The sequence below is a fragment of the Paraburkholderia sp. PREW-6R genome (assembly GCF_039621805.1).
Lineage (GTDB): Bacteria > Pseudomonadota > Gammaproteobacteria > Burkholderiales > Burkholderiaceae > Paraburkholderia.
Genome location: NZ_CP155073.1, coordinates 385,760 through 403,250, shown reverse-complemented (window position 1 = coordinate 403,250; position 17,491 = coordinate 385,760). Strand labels below are relative to the sequence as shown.

The 17,491-nt window shown below is 62.7% G+C and carries 14 protein-coding genes; 3 read left to right on the top strand and 11 right to left on the bottom strand.

The features are described from left to right. Nucleotides 1-2: 2 nt before the first annotated feature. From AAGS40_RS01830 to AAGS40_RS01805, 6 genes are all read right to left on the bottom strand, one after another. A complete protein-coding gene (locus AAGS40_RS01830; protein ID WP_345812816.1) occupies nucleotides 3-1,415 on the bottom strand; it encodes an MmgE/PrpD family protein in 1,413 nt (470 codons plus the stop codon). Between the two features lie 6 nt (nucleotides 1,416-1,421). Continuing rightward, nucleotides 1,422-2,828 carry an MFS transporter gene (locus tag AAGS40_RS01825; protein ID WP_345812815.1) on the bottom strand — a complete coding sequence of 469 codons (1,407 nt, stop codon included), beginning with the start codon at nucleotides 2,826-2,828 and terminating at the stop codon, nucleotides 1,422-1,424. Between the two features lie 222 nt (nucleotides 2,829-3,050). Next, nucleotides 3,051-3,551: a MaoC family dehydratase gene (locus tag AAGS40_RS01820; RefSeq protein ID WP_345812814.1), complete on the bottom strand. Its 501-nt coding sequence runs from the start codon at nucleotides 3,549-3,551 to the stop codon at nucleotides 3,051-3,053. A 272-nt stretch (nucleotides 3,552-3,823) separates the two neighbouring features. Continuing rightward, nucleotides 3,824-4,051, bottom strand: coding sequence for a hypothetical protein (locus tag AAGS40_RS01815; protein WP_345812813.1), 228 nt, complete (start codon nucleotides 4,049-4,051; stop codon nucleotides 3,824-3,826). Between the two features lie 435 nt (nucleotides 4,052-4,486). Continuing rightward, the gene (locus AAGS40_RS01810) at nucleotides 4,487-5,026 is read right to left on the bottom strand and encodes a single-stranded DNA-binding protein (RefSeq protein ID WP_345812812.1); all 540 of its coding nucleotides are present in this window, start codon (nucleotides 5,024-5,026) and stop codon (nucleotides 4,487-4,489) included. A 132-nt stretch (nucleotides 5,027-5,158) separates the two neighbouring features. Then, entirely contained in the window at nucleotides 5,159-6,346 is a 1,188-nt protein-coding gene (locus AAGS40_RS01805) for an MFS transporter (protein ID WP_345812811.1), read from the bottom strand. 356 nt (nucleotides 6,347-6,702) lie between these two features. On the opposite strand from AAGS40_RS01805, the gene uvrA reads away from it, so the two are divergent. The 3 genes from uvrA to AAGS40_RS01790 all read left to right on the top strand — a co-directional run bounded on the left by uvrA (nucleotide 6,703) and on the right by AAGS40_RS01790 (nucleotide 12,111). Further along, nucleotides 6,703-9,576 (top strand): excinuclease ABC subunit UvrA, encoded by a 2,874-nt coding sequence (gene uvrA, locus AAGS40_RS01800; RefSeq protein WP_345812810.1) that lies wholly within the window; start codon nucleotides 6,703-6,705, stop codon nucleotides 9,574-9,576. Between the two features lie 33 nt (nucleotides 9,577-9,609). After that, the gene (locus AAGS40_RS01795) at nucleotides 9,610-10,695 is read left to right on the top strand and encodes an AI-2E family transporter (protein WP_345812809.1); all 1,086 of its coding nucleotides are present in this window, start codon (nucleotides 9,610-9,612) and stop codon (nucleotides 10,693-10,695) included. A gap of 180 nt (nucleotides 10,696-10,875) precedes the next feature. Beyond that, nucleotides 10,876-12,111, top strand: coding sequence for a PepSY-associated TM helix domain-containing protein (locus AAGS40_RS01790; RefSeq protein ID WP_345812807.1), 1,236 nt, complete (start codon nucleotides 10,876-10,878; stop codon nucleotides 12,109-12,111). Between the two features lie 98 nt (nucleotides 12,112-12,209). Here AAGS40_RS01790 and purU read toward each other — a convergent pair whose 3' ends face one another. The 5 genes from purU to AAGS40_RS01765 all read right to left on the bottom strand — a co-directional run bounded on the left by purU (nucleotide 12,210) and on the right by AAGS40_RS01765 (nucleotide 17,454). Then, nucleotides 12,210-13,079: a formyltetrahydrofolate deformylase gene (gene purU, locus AAGS40_RS01785; protein ID WP_345812806.1), complete on the bottom strand. Its 870-nt coding sequence runs from the start codon at nucleotides 13,077-13,079 to the stop codon at nucleotides 12,210-12,212. Between the two features lie 117 nt (nucleotides 13,080-13,196). Continuing rightward, nucleotides 13,197-14,045 (bottom strand): DUF4743 domain-containing protein, encoded by an 849-nt coding sequence (locus AAGS40_RS01780; protein ID WP_345812805.1) that lies wholly within the window; start codon nucleotides 14,043-14,045, stop codon nucleotides 13,197-13,199. Between the two features lie 53 nt (nucleotides 14,046-14,098). Beyond that, nucleotides 14,099-14,713: a LysE family translocator gene (locus AAGS40_RS01775; protein WP_345812804.1), complete on the bottom strand. Its 615-nt coding sequence runs from the start codon at nucleotides 14,711-14,713 to the stop codon at nucleotides 14,099-14,101. Nucleotides 14,714-14,771: 58 nt separating this feature from the next. Next, nucleotides 14,772-15,338: an adenine phosphoribosyltransferase gene (locus tag AAGS40_RS01770; RefSeq protein ID WP_345812803.1), complete on the bottom strand. Its 567-nt coding sequence runs from the start codon at nucleotides 15,336-15,338 to the stop codon at nucleotides 14,772-14,774. Nucleotides 15,339-15,450: 112 nt separating this feature from the next. Further along, nucleotides 15,451-17,454: a cation:proton antiporter gene (locus tag AAGS40_RS01765; protein WP_345814464.1), complete on the bottom strand. Its 2,004-nt coding sequence runs from the start codon at nucleotides 17,452-17,454 to the stop codon at nucleotides 15,451-15,453. Nucleotides 17,455-17,491: the final 37 nt, after the last annotated feature.

Below are 17,491 nucleotides of genomic sequence, written 5' to 3'. Positions count from 1 at the left end.
CCTCAGGATGCGGTGTGTCCGGCGAGCGTGTCGGCAAGTGCGCGAGCCGGCCGTTCGTCGAGTTGCAAAACGGCTTGCGCGATCTGTTCGGCGGCGCTGCGCGAGACGGAGCGTTGCGCGTTCTCGTAGAACTTCGCGACGATGTCCTCGTTGCTCACCGGCCGCTCGGCGCACCCACGATTGATCGCCTCGCGATGCGCGACTTGCGTGCCGTCGTTGCGTTGCACGACGACTTCGCCGGTGTAGTGCCGCGGAAAGGTCGAATCCGGATCGATCTCGTAATCGACCCGCGCAGCCAGCGCCAGTACTTCGGGATCGGCGAGCGCGGCGGGTTCGAGTTCGTCGAGCGTGAAGCGGCCTTTGAGCAGCGCCGTCGCGACGATGTAAGGCACGCTGAATTGCGCGTCGTAGCTCGTGACCGGCTTGCGCTTCGGCTCCACCGGCTCGCACACGATCTCCACGGTGCCGCGCGGCACTTTGGCCACCACGCGTCGGATCGAATCGAGGGTGTTCACGGAAAAGCCATGCTCGCGATGCAACGCGATGGCGGCGTCGGCAACGGCATGGGTGAAGTGGCATGCCGGCACCGGTTTGATGGCCACCTCTTCGATTTGCCAGCTGCTGCCGAGGCCCTCCAGAGCGAGCTGGAGATCGGCGTCTTCGAGCGGTTGACCGAGGTGGCTGGCATAGAGGCCGAAGCGTCCTTCGTAAGCGCGGCGCGGGCCGGTAAAACCGTGTTTTGCCAGCGTCGCGGCCGTGATCGCCGACGCGGCGGCAAACCCGGGATGCGCGCGTTTGGTCCACGCGCCGTCTTCGAGAAATTCGAGGCTGCCGGCCGCCATGGAAAGTGCGATGCCCTGCGCGTTGGCCGTGCGTGCTTCGTCGAGATGCAGCAGACGGGCGGCGGCCACCGAGCAGCCGAACGCGCCGACGAGTCCGGTCGGATGAAAGCCCGCCTTGTGGAAGCCGCTTTTCGCCGCCGACGCGACGCGCGTCGACACTTCCATCGCCACGATATAGGCGGCAAGCAGATCCGCGCCGCTCAGGTCGTCGCGATCGGCGAGCGCGAGCACGCAAGGCAGCGCGCTCGTCGTCGAATGAATGACGCCGCGCGAGTGCGTGTCGTCGAAATCGAGGCCGTGGATCAGCACGCCATTCATCATCGCGGCGTCGCGTAACGCAAGCCGGCGTCCGTAGCCGATCACCGGCGAGGCGCCGCTGGAGAGTTCGGAGAACGCCGCAAACGACACGTCCGCATACGGATAGCCGCGCGACGCGAACGCGATCCCAATGGCGTCGAGCATCAGATGGCGCGCGCGGGTTTGCACGGCGCGCGGCACATCGCTCAAGCGCAGACCGAGACCAAAGCGCGCGTATTGGTCGGAAAGCGTAGGTTGTGAATCGGATGAAGTCATGTCGATTTATCCTTGCTGGGTAGCGGGCAGCGAATCGGAGTCGGTGTCGAGGCTCGGCGAGATGCGTTCGAGCGCGTGCTGATTGGTTTCCACGCGCAGCAGCAGAATGCCCACCACCAGAAGTGCGAGCACGCCGCTCACCATCGCCAGCACACCGGACACACCGAACGAGTTGTAGAGCAGTACCGCGAGGTAAGGCGTGCTCATCGACGCGGCGCGTCCGCAGACGCCCGCCGTGCCGGTGCCACGCAGGCGCAGTTCGGTCGGGAACAGTTCGGGGATATAGGCGAACAGACCAAGTGTGGTGACCGTATAGATGCACGTGACGAGAACAAAGCCGACACTGCTGATCGCCCACCCCGCATGCATGTTCGGATAAATGAAGCCGACCACGATCGTCGCGACGGAGAAGATCACGAGGCCGCGCGCCCGGCCGATCCGGTCCGCGCAAAGAAAGCCGATCAACGCGCCGCCGGGCGCGCCGAACGCCATCAGCGTGGTGAAGCCGAGCGATTGCACGATCGTGAGCCCTTCCTTCACGAAGAACGTCGGCAGCCACGCGACGAAGCCGTACACCGAAATGTTTACGGCGACCGCGGTCAGCACGGCGACGAGCGTGCGGCCCAGCATCGACTGGGAAAACAGCGCGGAGAACGGCGCTTTCGGCACTTCGAGGCTTTCGGTGCGCGTGACCGGCGGCAGCGGCCCTTTCTGACGCTGCACTTCCTGCTCGATTGCCGAGACGGTTGCTTCGGCTTCGTCGGTGCGGCCGACCGATTCAAGCCAGCGCGGCGACTCCGGCATGCGATGGCGCAGCACCCACACGATGATCGCGCCCACGCCGGCAATGCCGAACATATAGCGCCAGCCGAGAAGCGGAATCACGACGTAGCCGATCGCCGTCGACACCAGCAAGCCGGAGTTGATGATCAGCGCGAGCAGCGCGGTCCAGCGTCCGCGCGAGGCCGGCGGAATGAACTCGCACAAGGTGCCCGCGGCGACCACCAGTTCCGCGCCGAGGCCCACGCCCATAATGAGACGCAGGACGATCAGCCACGTCATGTTCGGCACGAAGCACGCCGCGATCGACGCGACACCGAAAATCAGCAGATTGGTCTGGTACGACGATCGGCGGCCGAAGCGGTCGCCGAGATAGCCGGCGAAGCCCGCGCCAATCAGCATGCCGAGAAACGTCACCGAGATGAAGAGTGCGTTCAGCTTCAGATCGGAGAAGCCGGCCTTGACCATCGCGCCCAGTGCGCCGGCGGCGAGATAGATGTCGAAGGCATCGAGAAATGCGCCCGCGCTGATGAGACCGAGCACCTTCCAGTGAAACGACGCGATAGGCAGGCGATCGAGTCGCGCGCCCGAGTTGACGATACCGATAGCCACCTTTGTCTCCTTGGTGTGCATGCAACGGATTCATGCCGCTGGATTGCGGCGCCTTGCTGGCGTCGCCGGAATCAGCGCGCCGCCCGTTTCTTGCGCACGGGTCGGCGTGGGTTGGTCACTTCGTTTTTTTAGTGATGCATGGGTGACGCTTTGTGCTGCTTTGCGCTGCTTTGTGTTGCGTTCTGCGCCCGCCCGCCGCGGAAAACGACGTTCAGACCAGACGGTGAAATGCGGGAGCCCCTGTCAATCGTCGACGCCGTGGCCGCGTTGGGGTACGAGCGCACTACGCACGAAATCCATGATCGGCGAGCCATCCTGCTTGAACGCGCGCGTATGCACCGTGACAATGCCCTGCCCCGGGCGCGATTTCGACTCCCGCTTTTCCAGCACTTCGGACTCCGCATAGATCGTGTCGCCGCAGAAAACCGGACCCGTCAGGCGGATTTCTTTCCATCCCAGGTTGGCGATCGCTTTGCCACTCACGTCGTTCACCGTGAGCCCCAGCACGACCGCGACCGTCAAGCCGCTGTTGACCAGCAGTTGGCCGAATTCGCTTTTCGCGGCGTAAGCAGCGTCGCAATGCATGGGATGGAAGTTCATCGTCAGCAGCGAGAAGTGAATATTGTCGGCTTCGGTGATGGTGCGGCCCGGCCGGTGCTCGTAGATATCGCCCACGTTGAAATCTTCGAGGTAGCGGCCGTAGCTGGCGCGGATACGGGGTTTGCTTACGACTTCGGACTCCATACTTGTCTCCTGTGTCGACCGGGGTCAGCGATGTGGCGCTCACTCCGATTCCATGAAAATTGTCGCTGTGGCCTGCTTGTACGTCTTTGTTACTTTGTCCGTACAAACTATGGATGAAGTATTGTCGGGTGCGGGATGAATGTCAAGACGGGAAAGTGTTCCGTTGCGGGAGAGTCGGCGTAATTGGGCCGCTCAGGGCCGCCAGATCACGGTCCAAGGTTTACCCTTGGTGGGTCACGGAAAGTGTTTTGGAATGAATGTGCGCGGTTCGGCTAACGGCGCGCACTGTCCTCGCGGGCGACTTCCACCACGCTCCACACACGCTCGTCGGAGTCGCCGGTGAAACGGCGCGCGATCACGGCACGGCAATGGTTGCAGCGGTAATGCTCGAGCGCGAGCTGCCCGTTGCATTCGGCAACGCCGATTAACGTAAGACCGGCTTGTCTCTGGACATCGACCGGACGCCCCTCGATCCGGGAGCATTCGTCACAGATTTCCATCGCGGGCCTCCGGGAGAAAAAGCCGGAACCGTTCAACCATTGCGGCGAAAACGGCCTCACACTGCGGAAAAGAAGCCCGCGTGGCGCGCGGGCCAAGACTGATGCACCCGCCGAGGAGACAACGCGGGCGAATTCAGTATCGATCGGCTGAGACCGGAAGAGCAAGTGTGAAAAAATTAAAAAGCTGCGCGCAGCGCGACGCACGACGTTTTGCTCGTTGTTGGTGCAATGGTGCCTATTTATAGCGCATCGTTGTGCGCGCATCCTTTGGCTCGCGGCTTCAACTGGTTCACCTTCCATTCTCGCGAAGCAATGAAAAGCGGGGATAAGACATACGTCTCATCCCCGCTCGATGTGCTGTTGAGTCAGCGAATCACACGCTGGATGCCTGGGCCGTCAGGTAACGATGATCTGCGGCACGCGTGTCATGCGGCGTTAGAACGGAATATCGTCGTCCATCTCGTCGAACCCGCCGCCGGCCGGTGCGCTCGGGCGGTTCGAACCAGCGCCGCCACCGCCGCCGCTGCCGCCGCTGCCACCACGCGCGCCACCGGACGCCGCGCGGCCACCGCCGCCGCTGCGCTCAGACGGCTCGCCACGGCTATAGCCACCTTCGTCGCCACCGCCGCCCATCGAGCCACCGCGGCCACCCAGCATTTGCATCTGCTCGGCGACGATTTCCGTCGAATAGCGGTCGGTGCCGTCTTGCGCCTGCCACTTGCGCGTACGAATGCGTCCTTCCAGATACACCGACGAGCCCTTTTTCAGATATTCGGACACGATTTCGGCGAGCCGGCCGAAGAACGACACACGGTGCCATTCGGTGGCTTCTTTCATTTCACCGGACGCTTTGTCCTTATACCGGTCGGTCGTCGCAAGGCGGATGTTCGCCACTGCGTCGCCGCTCGGAAGATAACGGACTTCCGGATCGGCTCCGAGATTGCCGACGAGAATGACCTTGTTCACGGATGCCATGAGTTTCTCCTGTTGATTCCATTGCGGGCAACGCGGCAATGCGCGATTCGCGTCTCATGGCCGGCGGCCCGAGACCAGAACTGCGCCTCAGCCCCGCTGCCGGGTGAGTTCTGGGTATGTCGTGAGAGCCTGCTACGCTTTACGCGGCGGCGGCTTCATGTTGGCGGCGATTATAAGCCAGCACAAAACCAGTCCCGAGCAAGCGAAGAACACCGCGCTTGCTCCATCCGCTTTCAGCAGCCAGCCGCCTGCCACTCCACCTAATGCAAGGCCTATTGACTGCGTGGTGTTGTACACGCCGGCGGCCGCGCCCTTGCGGGTTCCCGGCGCCAGCTTCGACACCAGCGAAGGCTGCGACGCCTCGAGAATGTTGAAGCCGAGAAAGTAGACGAAGAGGATCGCGGCCACAGTCAGAATCGTATGCGCGGCGACGCCTAATAACAACTGTCCGATCAGGATAAGACCGATAGCGGACAGCAGCACGATTTTCATCTTGCCGCGCTTTTCGGCGGCGATGATCGCGGGCACCATCATCACGAACGAAAGGCCCATGACCGGCAGATACACTTTCCAGTGCGACGCGACCGGCAGGCCGCCGGCTTCGAGAATGCGCGGCACGACGAGAAAGAGCGCGGTTTGCGTCGCATGCAGCACGAGCACGCCAAAGTTCAGGCGCAGCAGTTCGACGTTGTGCAGTACTTCGGCAAACGGCGCGCGCACGTGGACCGGCTTCGGCGCGTCGGGCACGACCCACAGCACTACGCCGATCGCGAGAATGGAAAAGATGCCGACCAGCGTAAACAGGCCGCTCATGCCGACCCACTGGAACACGATCGGCGCGCCGACGATCGCGACTGCGAACGACATGCCGATGCTGCCGCCGACCATTGCCATAGCCTTGGTGCGATGCTCCTCGGCGGTCAGATCGGCGATGAACGCGATCACCGCGGACGACACCGCACCCATACCCTGAATGACCCGCCCGACGATGATCCACGTCATGTCATGCGCGCCCGCCGCGACGAAACTGCCGAGCGCGAAGATGAGCAGGCCAGTCGCAATGACCGGTTTGCGGCCGATCTTGTCGGAAACCCAGCCGTAGAAGATATACAGCATGGACTGCGTGACGCCGTACGCACCGAGCGCGATACCGACCAGCAGCACGTTATCGCCGCCAGGGATGGTTTTCGCATAGATCGAGAACACCGGCATGATCATGAACAGACCGAGCATGCGCAGCGCGAAGATAGCGGCGAGCGACACGGTCGCGCGCATTTCAGACGCGCTCATGCGTGAGGAGGTGGCGGACGGATTGGACATCGGGAACGTTCTTAGATTGAGCTGGGCATGATGCCGGGAACGTGCCGGCCCGGCGAGACAGCCGCGCTTCACGCGGCCTGCCGCAGAGGCGGCGAAATGACGCGAAGCACGCGGCGCGGCTCGCGACCGGCGGCTTCGCTCTACACCTGCTACCGCTTCACGGGGTGCCTCGCAATGGCCTTGCAGTCGCGGAAAACGGCCCCAGTTAGACCTCTTCCCCGCGGCGCTGGACCGCTGTCTTACAGCACGCCTTTGGCCCTGTTCAGGCCGTCAGGAACCCGTAACGGCGGTCTTGAAAAGTCGTTATAGTAGCAGGTTTAGCCTTCCTCTCTCCCGCCAGTTCATGGAATGAATCCGTGGAACAAATCCGTATTCGTGGGGCTCGCACCCACAACCTGAAGAACGTCAATCTCGATCTCCCGCGTCACAAGCTCGTCGTCATTACGGGCCTTTCCGGCTCGGGTAAATCGTCGCTCGCGTTCGACACGCTCTATGCGGAAGGCCAGCGGCGCTACGTCGAAAGTCTTTCTGCTTACGCCCGCCAGTTCCTGCAATTGATGGAAAAACCCGACGTCGATCTGATCGAAGGTTTGTCGCCGGCCATCTCGATCGAACAGAAGGCCACGTCGCACAATCCGCGCTCCACCGTGGGCACCGTCACCGAAATTCACGACTATCTGCGGCTGCTGTTCGCGCGTGTCGGCACCCCCTACTGTCCGGATCACGAGATCCCGCTGCAAGCGCAAAGCGTTTCGCAGATGGTCGACGCGGCGCTCGCGTTGCCGGAAGAAACCAGGCTGATGATCCTCGCGCCGGTGGTGGCGAACCGCAAAGGCGAACACGTGGAACTGTTCGAGGAAATGCAGGCGCAGGGCTTCATCCGTTTTCGCGTGCGCTCGGGCGGCGGCACGGCCAATGAAGGCGAAGCGAAAATCTACGAAGTGGATTCGCTGCCCAAGCTGAAGAAGAACGACAAGCACACGATCGACGTGGTGGTCGACCGTCTGAAAGTACGCGGCGATATGAAGCAGCGTCTTGCCGAGTCGTTCGAGACCGCGCTGCGTCTCGCGGACGGCCGCGCGATCGCGCTCGAAATGGATACGGACAAGGAGCATCTGTTCAGTTCGAAATTCGCCTGCCCGATCTGCTCGTACTCGCTGCAGGAGCTCGAACCGCGCCTCTTCTCGTTCAACAATCCGATGGGCGCATGCCCGGAATGCGACGGCCTCGGCCAGATCACGTTCTTCGACCCGAAGCGGGTCGTCGCGCATCCTTCGCTGTCGCTTGCGGCGGGCGCCGTGAAAGGCTGGGACCGGCGCAACCAGTTCTACTTCCAGATGCTGCAAAGCCTCGCGGCGTTCTACGAATTCGACATCGACACCGCCGTCGAAGATCTGCCGGACAAGGTCCGCAAGATTCTTCTGTTCGGCTCCGGCAAGCAGGAAATTCCGTTTTCGTACATCAATGAACGCGGGCGCACGTCGGTACGCGAGCATGTGTTCGAAGGGATCATTCCGAACCTGGAGCGGCGCTATCGCGAAACGGACTCGGTCGCGGTGCGCGAAGAACTCGCCAAATACCAGAACAACCAGCCCTGCCCGCATTGCGCCGGCACGCGTCTGCGCCGCGAAGCACGTTACGTGCGCATCGGCGCCGACGGCGACGCGCGCGGTATCTTCGAAATCAGCGGCTGGCCGTTGCGCGACGCGCTCGGCTATTTCCAGACGCTGCGCCTCGAAGGCTCGAAACGCGAAATCGCCGACAAGGTGGTCAAGGAAATCGTCGCGCGGCTCATGTTCCTGAACAATGTCGGCCTCGATTATCTGTCGCTCGAACGCAGCGCCGAGACGCTGTCGGGCGGCGAGGCGCAGCGCATCCGGCTCGCGTCGCAGATCGGCTCGGGGCTCACCGGTGTGATGTACGTGCTGGACGAGCCGTCGATCGGCCTGCATCAGCGCGACAACGACCGGCTGATCGCGACGCTCAAGCATCTGCGCGACCTGGGCAATTCGGTGATCGTCGTCGAACACGACGAGGACATGATCCGCATGGCCGACTACGTGGTCGACATGGGACCGGGCGCGGGCGAGCACGGCGGCATGGTGATCGCGGAAGGCACGCCGAAGCAGGTGCAGGCGAATGCGGCGTCGATGACCGGCCAGTACATGTCCGGCGCACGCAACATAGAATTTCCGGACGAGCGCAAGGAGCCGGACGAGCGGCGTCTGCGGATCGTCGAGGCTTTCGGCAACAATCTGAAGAACGTGTCGCTCGATCTGCCGGTCGGGCTGCTGACATGCGTCACCGGCGTGTCCGGTTCGGGCAAGTCGACGCTCATCAACGACACGCTCTACCACGCGGTCGCGCATCACCTGTACGGCTCGGCCACGGAGCCCGCGCCTTATGAGTCGATCGAAGGATTGGAGCATTTCGACAAGGTCATCAACGTCGACCAGTCGCCGATCGGCCGTACACCGCGCTCCAATCCGGCCACTTATACCGGCCTGTTCACACCGATCCGCGAGCTGTTCGCCGGCGTGCCAGCGGCCAAGGAGCGTGGCTACGACCCGGGCCGCTTCTCGTTCAACGTGAAGGGCGGGCGCTGCGAATCCTGCCAGGGCGACGGCGTGCTGAAAGTGGAAATGCACTTTTTGCCCGACGTCTACGTTCCCTGCGACGTCTGTCACGGCAAGCGCTATAACCGCGAAACGCTCGACGTCCAGTACAAAGGCAGGAACATCAGCGAAGTGCTCGACATGACGGTGGAGAACGCCCATGAGTTCTTCAAGCCGGTGCCGGTGGTCGCGCGCAAGCTGAAAACCTTGCTGGACGTGGGCCTCGGCTATATCCGGCTGGGCCAGTCGGCCACCACGCTTTCCGGTGGCGAGGCGCAGCGTGTCAAACTATCTTTGGAACTGAGCAAGCGCGATACGGGTCGCACGCTATACATCCTCGACGAACCGACCACCGGTTTGCACTTTCATGACATCGCGCTGCTGCTCGAAGTGATCCACCGGCTGCGGGACCAGGGTAATACCGTCGTGATCATCGAGCATAATCTCGATGTAATAAAGACTGCGGACTGGGTGATCGATCTCGGACCCGAAGGTGGGGCGGGCGGCGGTCAGATCATTGCTCAGGGTAGCCCGGAGCAGGTCGCGAAGTCGAAGGCAAGTTTTACCGGCAAGTATCTGGCGCCTCTTCTGAAACGCGCCGCCAGTAGAAAGTAACGCAGCACAACTCGGTTGGAGACGGAACACGCCATGGCCAAGCGGATTCACGCGCGCGACGACGGGCAGGTGCAGGACCTACGCCCACGCCCGGTCAGGCTGACTAGCGACATGAGCCTGCCGAAGCTGTCGGCAGTCGAAATCGGCAGCTACGCGCTGATGCTGATCGGAATGTGGGGGGTGATCGAACTCAGGCTACTCGGCGCATTGCTCGCCGGGCTGCTGGTGTTCCAGCTCGTCCACACGATCGCCCCGCGTATCGAGAAGCACATGTCCAGCAAGCGGGCGCGCTGGCTCGCCGTGGTGATTCTCTCCACGGTGATCGTGGGCGGGCTCACCGGGCTCACACTCGGCATCATCGAGCACTTCGAGAACGATGTGCCGAGCGTGCACGCGCTGCTCGATCAGGCCATGCAGCTGATTGACCAGGCGCGCGGGCGCATTCCGCAGTTTGTCGCCAACTATCTGCCGGTCGACGCCGAACAGATGAAAAGCAAGGCGGCTGAACTGATGCAGACGCATGCGGGCATGCTGCAGCAAAGCGGCAAAACGGCGGCGCGCGCGTTCACGCATATCCTGATCGGCATGATCATTGGCGCGATCATCGCGGTCGGCGCCCAAAAGCAGATGCACCGGTTGCCGCTTTCCACGGCTTTCGTCACGCGCGTCACACGATTTGCCGACGCGTTTCGCCGCATTGTTTTCGCGCAGGTGAAAATCTCCGCGATCAATGCGGTGTTCACCGGCATTTTCCTGCTGATCATTCTGCCGATCTTCCACGACCGGCTGCCGCTCTCCAAGACGCTGGTGCTCGTCACGTTCATCATCGGTCTGCTGCCGGTGATCGGCAATCTGATTTCGAACACGATCATCGTCGCGGTCGCGCTGTCGGTGAGTTTTCCGGCGGCGGTGATGTCGCTCGTGTTCCTCATTCTGATTCACAAACTCGAGTACTTTTTGAACGCTCGGATCGTCGGCGGACAGATCGAGGCGCGCGCGTGGGAACTGCTGATCGCAATGCTCGTGATGGAAGCCGCATTCGGCATTCCGGGCGTGGTCGCGGCGCCGATCTTCTATGCGTATATCAAGCGGGAGCTGATTTACTTACGGCTCGTCTGAACATAGCGGCCTTGCGCGGACGCAGATGAGAGCGGCACTTCGGTGCCGTTTTTTTTGCACTTACGAAAGACTTGCAGCGCGGCGCGCGATTCAATAAGATGAGAACAATTCCCATTTACCTTTTCAAACGCTCGCCGTGATGTTCCGTCTTAATTTCCGCCTCTATTCGTTGGCTCGCGCATGAGGCGGCAGTTCGTGCGGCTTCATCGCTGGCTGGGTATCGCCACCGCGCTCTTCCTGTTTGTCGCCGGGCTGACTGGCGCGATCATCGCATGGGATCACGAACTGGACGCGGCGTTGAATCCGTCGTTTTTCAATGCGCGCACCGACGCGCCGGCGCTGCCTGGTCTGGTACTCGCGCGCCGGGTCGAAGCCGCCGATCCGCGCGTCCAGGTCACCTATCTCCCACTCGACGCGGAACCTGGCCGCACGCTTCTCATGATGGTGTCGCCGCGCGTGAACCCGGCCACCCGGCAGCCCTACCCGCTCGATTTCAATCAGATCGCCGTCGATCCGGCAACCGGCGCCATTCAGGGCCGTCGCGAATGGGGCGCCGTCTCGCTCGCCAGGATCAATCTGATTCCGTTTATCTACAAGCTGCACTACACGCTGCATCTGCCATTTACGGGCGGCATCGACATCGGCACGTGGTTGATGGGCATTGTCGGCATCGTATGGTTTTTCGACAGCATGGTCGCGCTGTGGCTTTCGTTTCCGAGCTTCAAGGCATGGCGTAAGTCGTTCGCGTTCCGCCTCCGGCGTGGCGGCTACGCGCTCACGTTCGACCTGCATCGTTCCGGCGGCGTCTGGATCTGGGGCGTGCTGATGGTGATTGCATTGACGTCGATCTCGATGAATCTGTCACGACCGGTGGTGCGGCCGCTCGTCTCGCTGCTTTCGCCGCTCACGCCGGACCCGATCAACAATCCCGAATTGCTGCGTCCCGCTCAACCCGGCGAGCCGGTGTTGAGCCGCGAGACCATCGTGCGGCTCGCGGAAGACGCCGGCAAAGCCCAACGCCTGAAAGTCGCGCCGGGCGGCCTCTATTACGCGGAGTTCATGCATGCGTACGGCGTCGGCTTTTACGCGACCGGCAACGACCACGGCGACTTCGGCCTCGGCAACCCGTGGATGTATTGGGACGCGGCGACCGGCCAGCCACTCGGCGCGTCGATTCCGGGCAAAGGCACGGCGGGTGACGTCTTCATGCAGGTGCAGTTCCCGCTGCATTCGGGCCGCATTCTCGGCCTGGGCGGACGGATTCTGATTAGCGCGATGGGCGTTGCGGTCGCCGTGCTGAGCGCGACCGGCCTTCTGATCTGGTTGAAGAAGCTCAATGCGCGCCGCCGCTCGGCGCACAACGCGCAGAATGCGCGGAAGACACGAGACAGCGCCCGCTCGACCGCGCGAACCTGATCCTGGACAGCATGCAAAAAGGCGCGGGGCTCAACCAGAAGCCCCGCGCCTTTCTTCCTTGCGCGCGAATCAGCACGCCCGCCTTTAGCTCACGTCGCCTACCGGAACACGACCGTCTTGCTGCCGTTCAGCACGACACGATGCTCGACGTGCCACTTCACCGCGCGCGCGAGCGTCACGCACTCGACGTCGCGGCCAATCGCCGTCAACTGTTCCGGCGTCATGCTGTGATCGACGCGCTCCACTTCCTGCTCGATGATCGGACCTTCGTCCAGATCCGTGGTCACGTAATGCGCGGTTGCACCGATCAGCTTCACACCGCGATCGAACGCCTGGTAATACGGCTTCGCGCCCTTGAAGCTGGGCAAGAAAGAGTGGTGAATGTTGATCGCGCGACCGGCCAACGCTTCGCACAGTTTCGGCGACAGAATCTGCATGTAACGCGCGAGCACGACCAGATCCGCCTGATGTTCGTCGATCACTTCGAGCACGCGCGCCTCTTGCGCGGCCTTCGCTTCGGGCGTGCCGCCCAGCAGCGGGAAGTGGTGGAACGGAATGTCATAACTCGCGGCGAGTTGATAGAACTCCTTGTGGTTCGAGATGATTGCTGCGATCTCGATGGCCAGCTGCCCCGTGCGGTAACGGAACAGCAAGTCGTTCAGACAGTGACCGATCTTCGACACCATGATTACGACGCGCGGCTTCACCGACGCATCATGCAATTCCCACCGCATGCCGAACTGCTCGGCAAGCGTTGCGAACGACTCGCGCAGCGCCTCCAGACCCGGGTCGCCGCCCACCTGCTGAAAATGCACGCGCATGAAAAACTCGCCGGTGCGGCTGTCGCCGAACTGCGCAGAGTCGAGAATGTTGCTGCCGCGCTCGAACAGAAAGCCTGACACCGCGTGGACAATGCCGGGCCGGTCGGCGCACGACAGTTTGAGGATAAAGCTGTGATCGGTCGACATGACCTGGGTGACTCCCTTCTTCAATGCGTGGTTTCGTTCAGTGTGCTGCTTTGCTGCGGGCCATTGCCGCGTGCTTCTCACGAGCGAGTGGGAAAACGCGTGTGCAGTCAGCCTGGCTCACGCGAACACGGGCGGCGCGAATAGCGCGTCGATCCCTTCGCACGCCTCTTCGTCGATCCAGCGACGCCGCAACATGCAATCCAGCGTAGCCAGACTCGCGTCGACGGTCATTGCGCCCTCTTCGATCCAGCGCGCGACTTCGCCGATGCGTGCAAGCCGATGTTCACCCACCTCGCCGTCCTGATTGCGCGGTGCGAAATCGGCCGGCAACGTGAGGTCGTAGATGAAAATCTGTTCGGCCTGCGTACCTTCCGGCAACGACTGCAGCACGTGCGCGGTGCGGCCTGCCACGGCGCGTGCGGCGATGTCCTCGGGAATGCCGGCTTCTTCCCAGCACTCCTTGATGATGGTCGCTTCGATGCCGAAGCCCCAGCCAATTCCACCGGCCACGACGTTATCGAGCATGCCGGGGTCGGTGGCCTTGGTATCGCTGCGGCGCGCGATCCACAGCTGCGGCGCACCGTCCGCGTATTCTACGACGCCGTTCAGATGCACCGCGTACGTCATCGTGCCGAAGAAGCGCGACGCCGCGCGCTCGATGTATGCGAGCGGCGGCGAGTCGAACGCGTTGCGGATCGCGTAGGTCTCGTTGCGCCAGCCTGGAATGCGCCCCTCGGCAGCGAGCGCACCGATTACGGAGCCCAGCGCCGCGCTGCGCAGATCGACGGTGTTGAAGGTGGGCGCCAGCTTGACGCCGGCGTGGTCAATGTCGAATACATCCGGCCAGCGTGTGAGCAACGGCACATCGCCAGTGCGAATCCAGCCGACCTGTTCAGCGTCGATCCAGAACGGAAGATGCGCATGAACGTCGAAACGGCGCGCGGCGGTGATGCAAGGCAAAGTCATGTCGAGCTCCAGACGGTTTCGCTGCGGTGCAAGGCCATGCGTGCAGCTTTGCGCTAGTCGCGCAACGCAACGCGAATGCCGATCGCGATGAAGGTCGCGCCCGCGAGGCGGTCGAGCCACACGCCCACGCGCGGGCGCCGCTTGAGCCAGCTGCCGATCATCCCTGCGCACACGCCGAACAGTGAAAACACCATGACGGTCTGCAACATGAACAGCACGCCGAGTTCGAGCATCTGTACCGTCACGCTTTGCGGTCCAAGGGGTTTGACGAATTGCGGCAGGAACACGACGAAGAACAGCGTCACCTTCGGATTCATCAGATTGCCGAGCACGCTCTGGCGAAACACTGCCATCAATGGTTGCGGCGCGCGTTCGTGCGCGGTGGCAAGACCCTGGCTGCGTAGCGCCTTGATGCCGATCCAGATCAGATACGCCGCGCCCGCGAGCTTGATGACCTCGAACGCGACCGGCGACGAACGCAGCAATGCGGCCACGCCTAAGGCGGCGAGCGTCGTGTGAAACGTGATGCCGGCGGCAAAGCCGAGCGCGGCGACGAGACCGGCCGCGCGGCCTTGCGAGATGCCGCGCGCGAGCACTTGCAGATTGTCGGGTCCGGGCGCCATCGTGATGGCAACCGACGTGACGAGGAACAACACAAAATTCGGCATCGCTGCGCCCCTTCTGATGAGCAGGAATCGCCGTTCTCGACGAACGGTCGAAAACGGGTTAGTGGCCGCCGAACTGCGTCACCGTATAAAGCGCGAGTCCGCCTTCGCCGAGCAGCTTCGAGCCGCCCAGTTCCGGCAGATCGATGATTGCAGCGCCCTCCACGACCACCGCGCCCAGGCGCTCGAGCAGAATCTTGCCGGCCATCATCGTGCCGCCGGTCGCGATCAGGTCGTCCATGATCACCACGCGGTCGCCGGGCTTGCAGGCGTCCTCGTGAATCTCGACGGTCGCGGTGCCGTATTCAAGCTCGTATGACTGCGCGACACGCTTGTACGGCAGCTTGCCCGCCTTGCGGATCGGAATGAAGCCGAGGTTCAGTTCGTACGCTAGAATCGGCCCGATGATGAAGCCGCGCGCGTCGAGGCCTGCTATGTAGTCGAGCTTCGCGCCGATGTACCGCTGCACGAACAGATCGATCAGCACGCGAAATGATTTCGGCTCCTGCAGCAGCGGCGTGATATCGCGAAACTGCACGCCCGGCTGCGGCCAGTCCGGCACCGTGCGGATGTGGCTTTTGATGTAGTCGGCCGCATCGAGCGGCGCGCTCGTGAGCGCGTTGGACATGATGTCTCCGGATGGACCAGACGGTCCGATTAAATCTCAGTCAGGCAAGCCGGGGCGGACATGCCGTGCAAAGGTAAGAGAGCGCCGCCGGCGCAACAGGCCGCGCGCAAGCTCAGGCCGCTGCTGCGCCGGCGCGCCGATGCTTCGACAGACGCTCCTCGGCTTCGGCCAGTTGTTCGGGCAAGCCGCGCAGCACCACGATGTCGCTCGCGCGCAGCTTGGTAGACGGGTCCGGCTCGACGCCGCGAATGCCGTGCCGCCGGATCGCTGTCACTTCGACGCCCATTTCGAACAAACCCAGATCGGCGAGCGTGCGACCCACCGCATCCGCGTTTTCGTCGACCGGCACCGATTGTAGCCGCACCTGTTCGTGGCCGTCGTCGTCTTCCACGTCGTCGGCGCCGTGGAAGTAGCCGCGCAGCAGTGCGTAGCGCTCGTCGCGCATTTCCTCGACTCGCCGCACCACGCGCCGCATCGGCACGCCCATTACGACCAGCGTATGCGACGCCAGCATCAGACTGCCTTCGACGATCTCGGGAATCACCTCGGTCGCGCCGGCGGCCAGCAGCTTTTCCAGATCGGCGTCGTCGACCGTACGCACGATCACCGGCAGCGTGGGTTCCAGTTCATGGATGTTATGAAGTACGCGCAACGCGGACGGCGTGTTCGCGTAGGTAATCGCGATCGCCGCCGCACGGTGGATACCGGCGGCGAGCAGCGACTCGCGCCGCCCGGCGTCGCCGAACACGACCGATTCGCCTGCTGCGGCGGCCGCCTGCACGCGATCCGGGTCGAGGTCGAGCGCAACGTAAGACAGCCCTTCATGCTCCAGCATGCGGGCCAGATTCTGACCGGCGCGCCCGTAGCCGCAGATGATCACGTGGCCGCTTTGCTTGAGGCTCTGCGTCGCGATACGGGTCATTTGCAGCGATTGCATCATCCATTCCGACGACGACAGCCGCAGCACGATGCGATCCGCGTTCTGAATCAGGAACGGCGCGGCGAGCATGGACAGCAGCATGGCGGCGAGAATCGCCTGCAGCAGGGTGGCGTCGACGAGGTGTTTGTCGAGAATCAGATTGAGCAGCACGAAGCCGAATTCGCCCGCCTGCGCGAGACCAATACCGGTGCGCATGGCCACGCCCGGCGATGCGCCGAAGAGCCGCGACAAGCCCGTGATCATGACGGCCTTCAGCAGCAGCGGACCGATCAGGAAGCCGAGCACGATCAGCGGGTGCTCCCAGATCACACGCGGATTGAGCAGCATGCCGGTGGTCACGAAGAACAGACCGAGCAGCACGTCGCGAAACGGCTTGATGTCCTCTTCCACCTGATGACGATACGGCGTCTCGGCAATCAGCATGCCGGCGATGAACGCGCCGAGTGCGAGCGACAGGCCGAACTTGTCGGTGATGAACGCAGCGCCGAGCGTGACCAGCAGCAGATTCAGAATGAACAGTTCCTGCGAACGGCGCCGCGCGACCACGTTGAACCAGCGCGTCATGAAGCGCTGGCCGACGATCAGCAGCAGCGCGAGCGCGACGACGATCTTCACCGCGGCAATGCTCAATGCGTTGACGAGATCTTTCGAGTCGCCGCCGAGCGCCGAAATGACGATCAACAGCGGGACCACGGCCAGATCCTGAAACAGCAGCACACCGAAGATATTGCGGCCGTGCTCCGTTTCGATTTCGAGCCGCTCCGCGAGCATCTTGCTGACGATCGCCGTCGACGACATGGCGAGCGCGCCGCCCAACGCGACGCTCGCCTGCCACGTGATATGCACCCAGCGTTGCAGCAAAAAACCGAGCGACACGGCTACCGCAATCGTGCCGATGACCTGCAGCAGGCCGAGGCCGAATACGAGACGGCGCATGGAGCGCAACTTGGCGAGCGAAAACTCCAGCCCGATCGAAAACATCAGAAACACCACGCCGAATTCGGCGAGATTCTGTGCGCCCACCGAATCCGGAATCAGACCGAATGCGTGCGGTCCCACGACGATGCCGACCGTGAGATAGCCGAGCATGGGAGGAAGATTCAGGAAGCGAAAGATCACCACGCCCGCTACCGATGCCAGCAGCAGGAACAGCGTCATTTCGAGTGGGGAAATCATCGGCAAAAACGCATACGTGAAGCGTCCTCGTTCGTCA

Excerpts from the sequence above, each read along its gene's own strand:
- AAGS40_RS01765 (WP_345814464.1), bottom strand. The coding sequence starts at position 17,454 with ATGATTTCCCCACTCGAAATGACGCTGTTCCTGCTGCTGGCATCGGTA.
- AAGS40_RS01775 (WP_345812804.1), bottom strand. The coding sequence starts at position 14,713 with ATGCCGAATTTTGTGTTGTTCCTCGTCACGTCGGTTGCCATCACGATG.
- AAGS40_RS01770 (WP_345812803.1), bottom strand. The coding sequence starts at position 15,338 with ATGTCCAACGCGCTCACGAGCGCGCCGCTCGATGCGGCCGACTACATC.
- purU (WP_345812806.1), bottom strand. The coding sequence starts at position 13,079 with ATGTCGACCGATCACAGCTTTATCCTCAAACTGTCGTGCGCCGACCGG.
- AAGS40_RS01820 (WP_345812814.1), bottom strand. The coding sequence starts at position 3,551 with ATGGAGTCCGAAGTCGTAAGCAAACCCCGTATCCGCGCCAGCTACGGC.
- AAGS40_RS01830 (WP_345812816.1), bottom strand. The coding sequence starts at position 1,415 with ATGACTTCATCCGATTCACAACCTACGCTTTCCGACCAATACGCGCGC.
- AAGS40_RS01805 (WP_345812811.1), bottom strand. The coding sequence starts at position 6,346 with ATGTCCAATCCGTCCGCCACCTCCTCACGCATGAGCGCGTCTGAAATG.
- AAGS40_RS01825 (WP_345812815.1), bottom strand. The coding sequence starts at position 2,828 with ATGCACACCAAGGAGACAAAGGTGGCTATCGGTATCGTCAACTCGGGC.
- AAGS40_RS01780 (WP_345812805.1), bottom strand. The coding sequence starts at position 14,045 with ATGACTTTGCCTTGCATCACCGCCGCGCGCCGTTTCGACGTTCATGCG.
- AAGS40_RS01795 (WP_345812809.1), top strand. The coding sequence starts at position 9,610 with ATGGCCAAGCGGATTCACGCGCGCGACGACGGGCAGGTGCAGGACCTA.
- AAGS40_RS01790 (WP_345812807.1), top strand. The coding sequence starts at position 10,876 with ATGAGGCGGCAGTTCGTGCGGCTTCATCGCTGGCTGGGTATCGCCACC.
- AAGS40_RS01815 (WP_345812813.1), bottom strand. The coding sequence starts at position 4,051 with ATGGAAATCTGTGACGAATGCTCCCGGATCGAGGGGCGTCCGGTCGAT.
- AAGS40_RS01810 (WP_345812812.1), bottom strand. The coding sequence starts at position 5,026 with ATGGCATCCGTGAACAAGGTCATTCTCGTCGGCAATCTCGGAGCCGAT.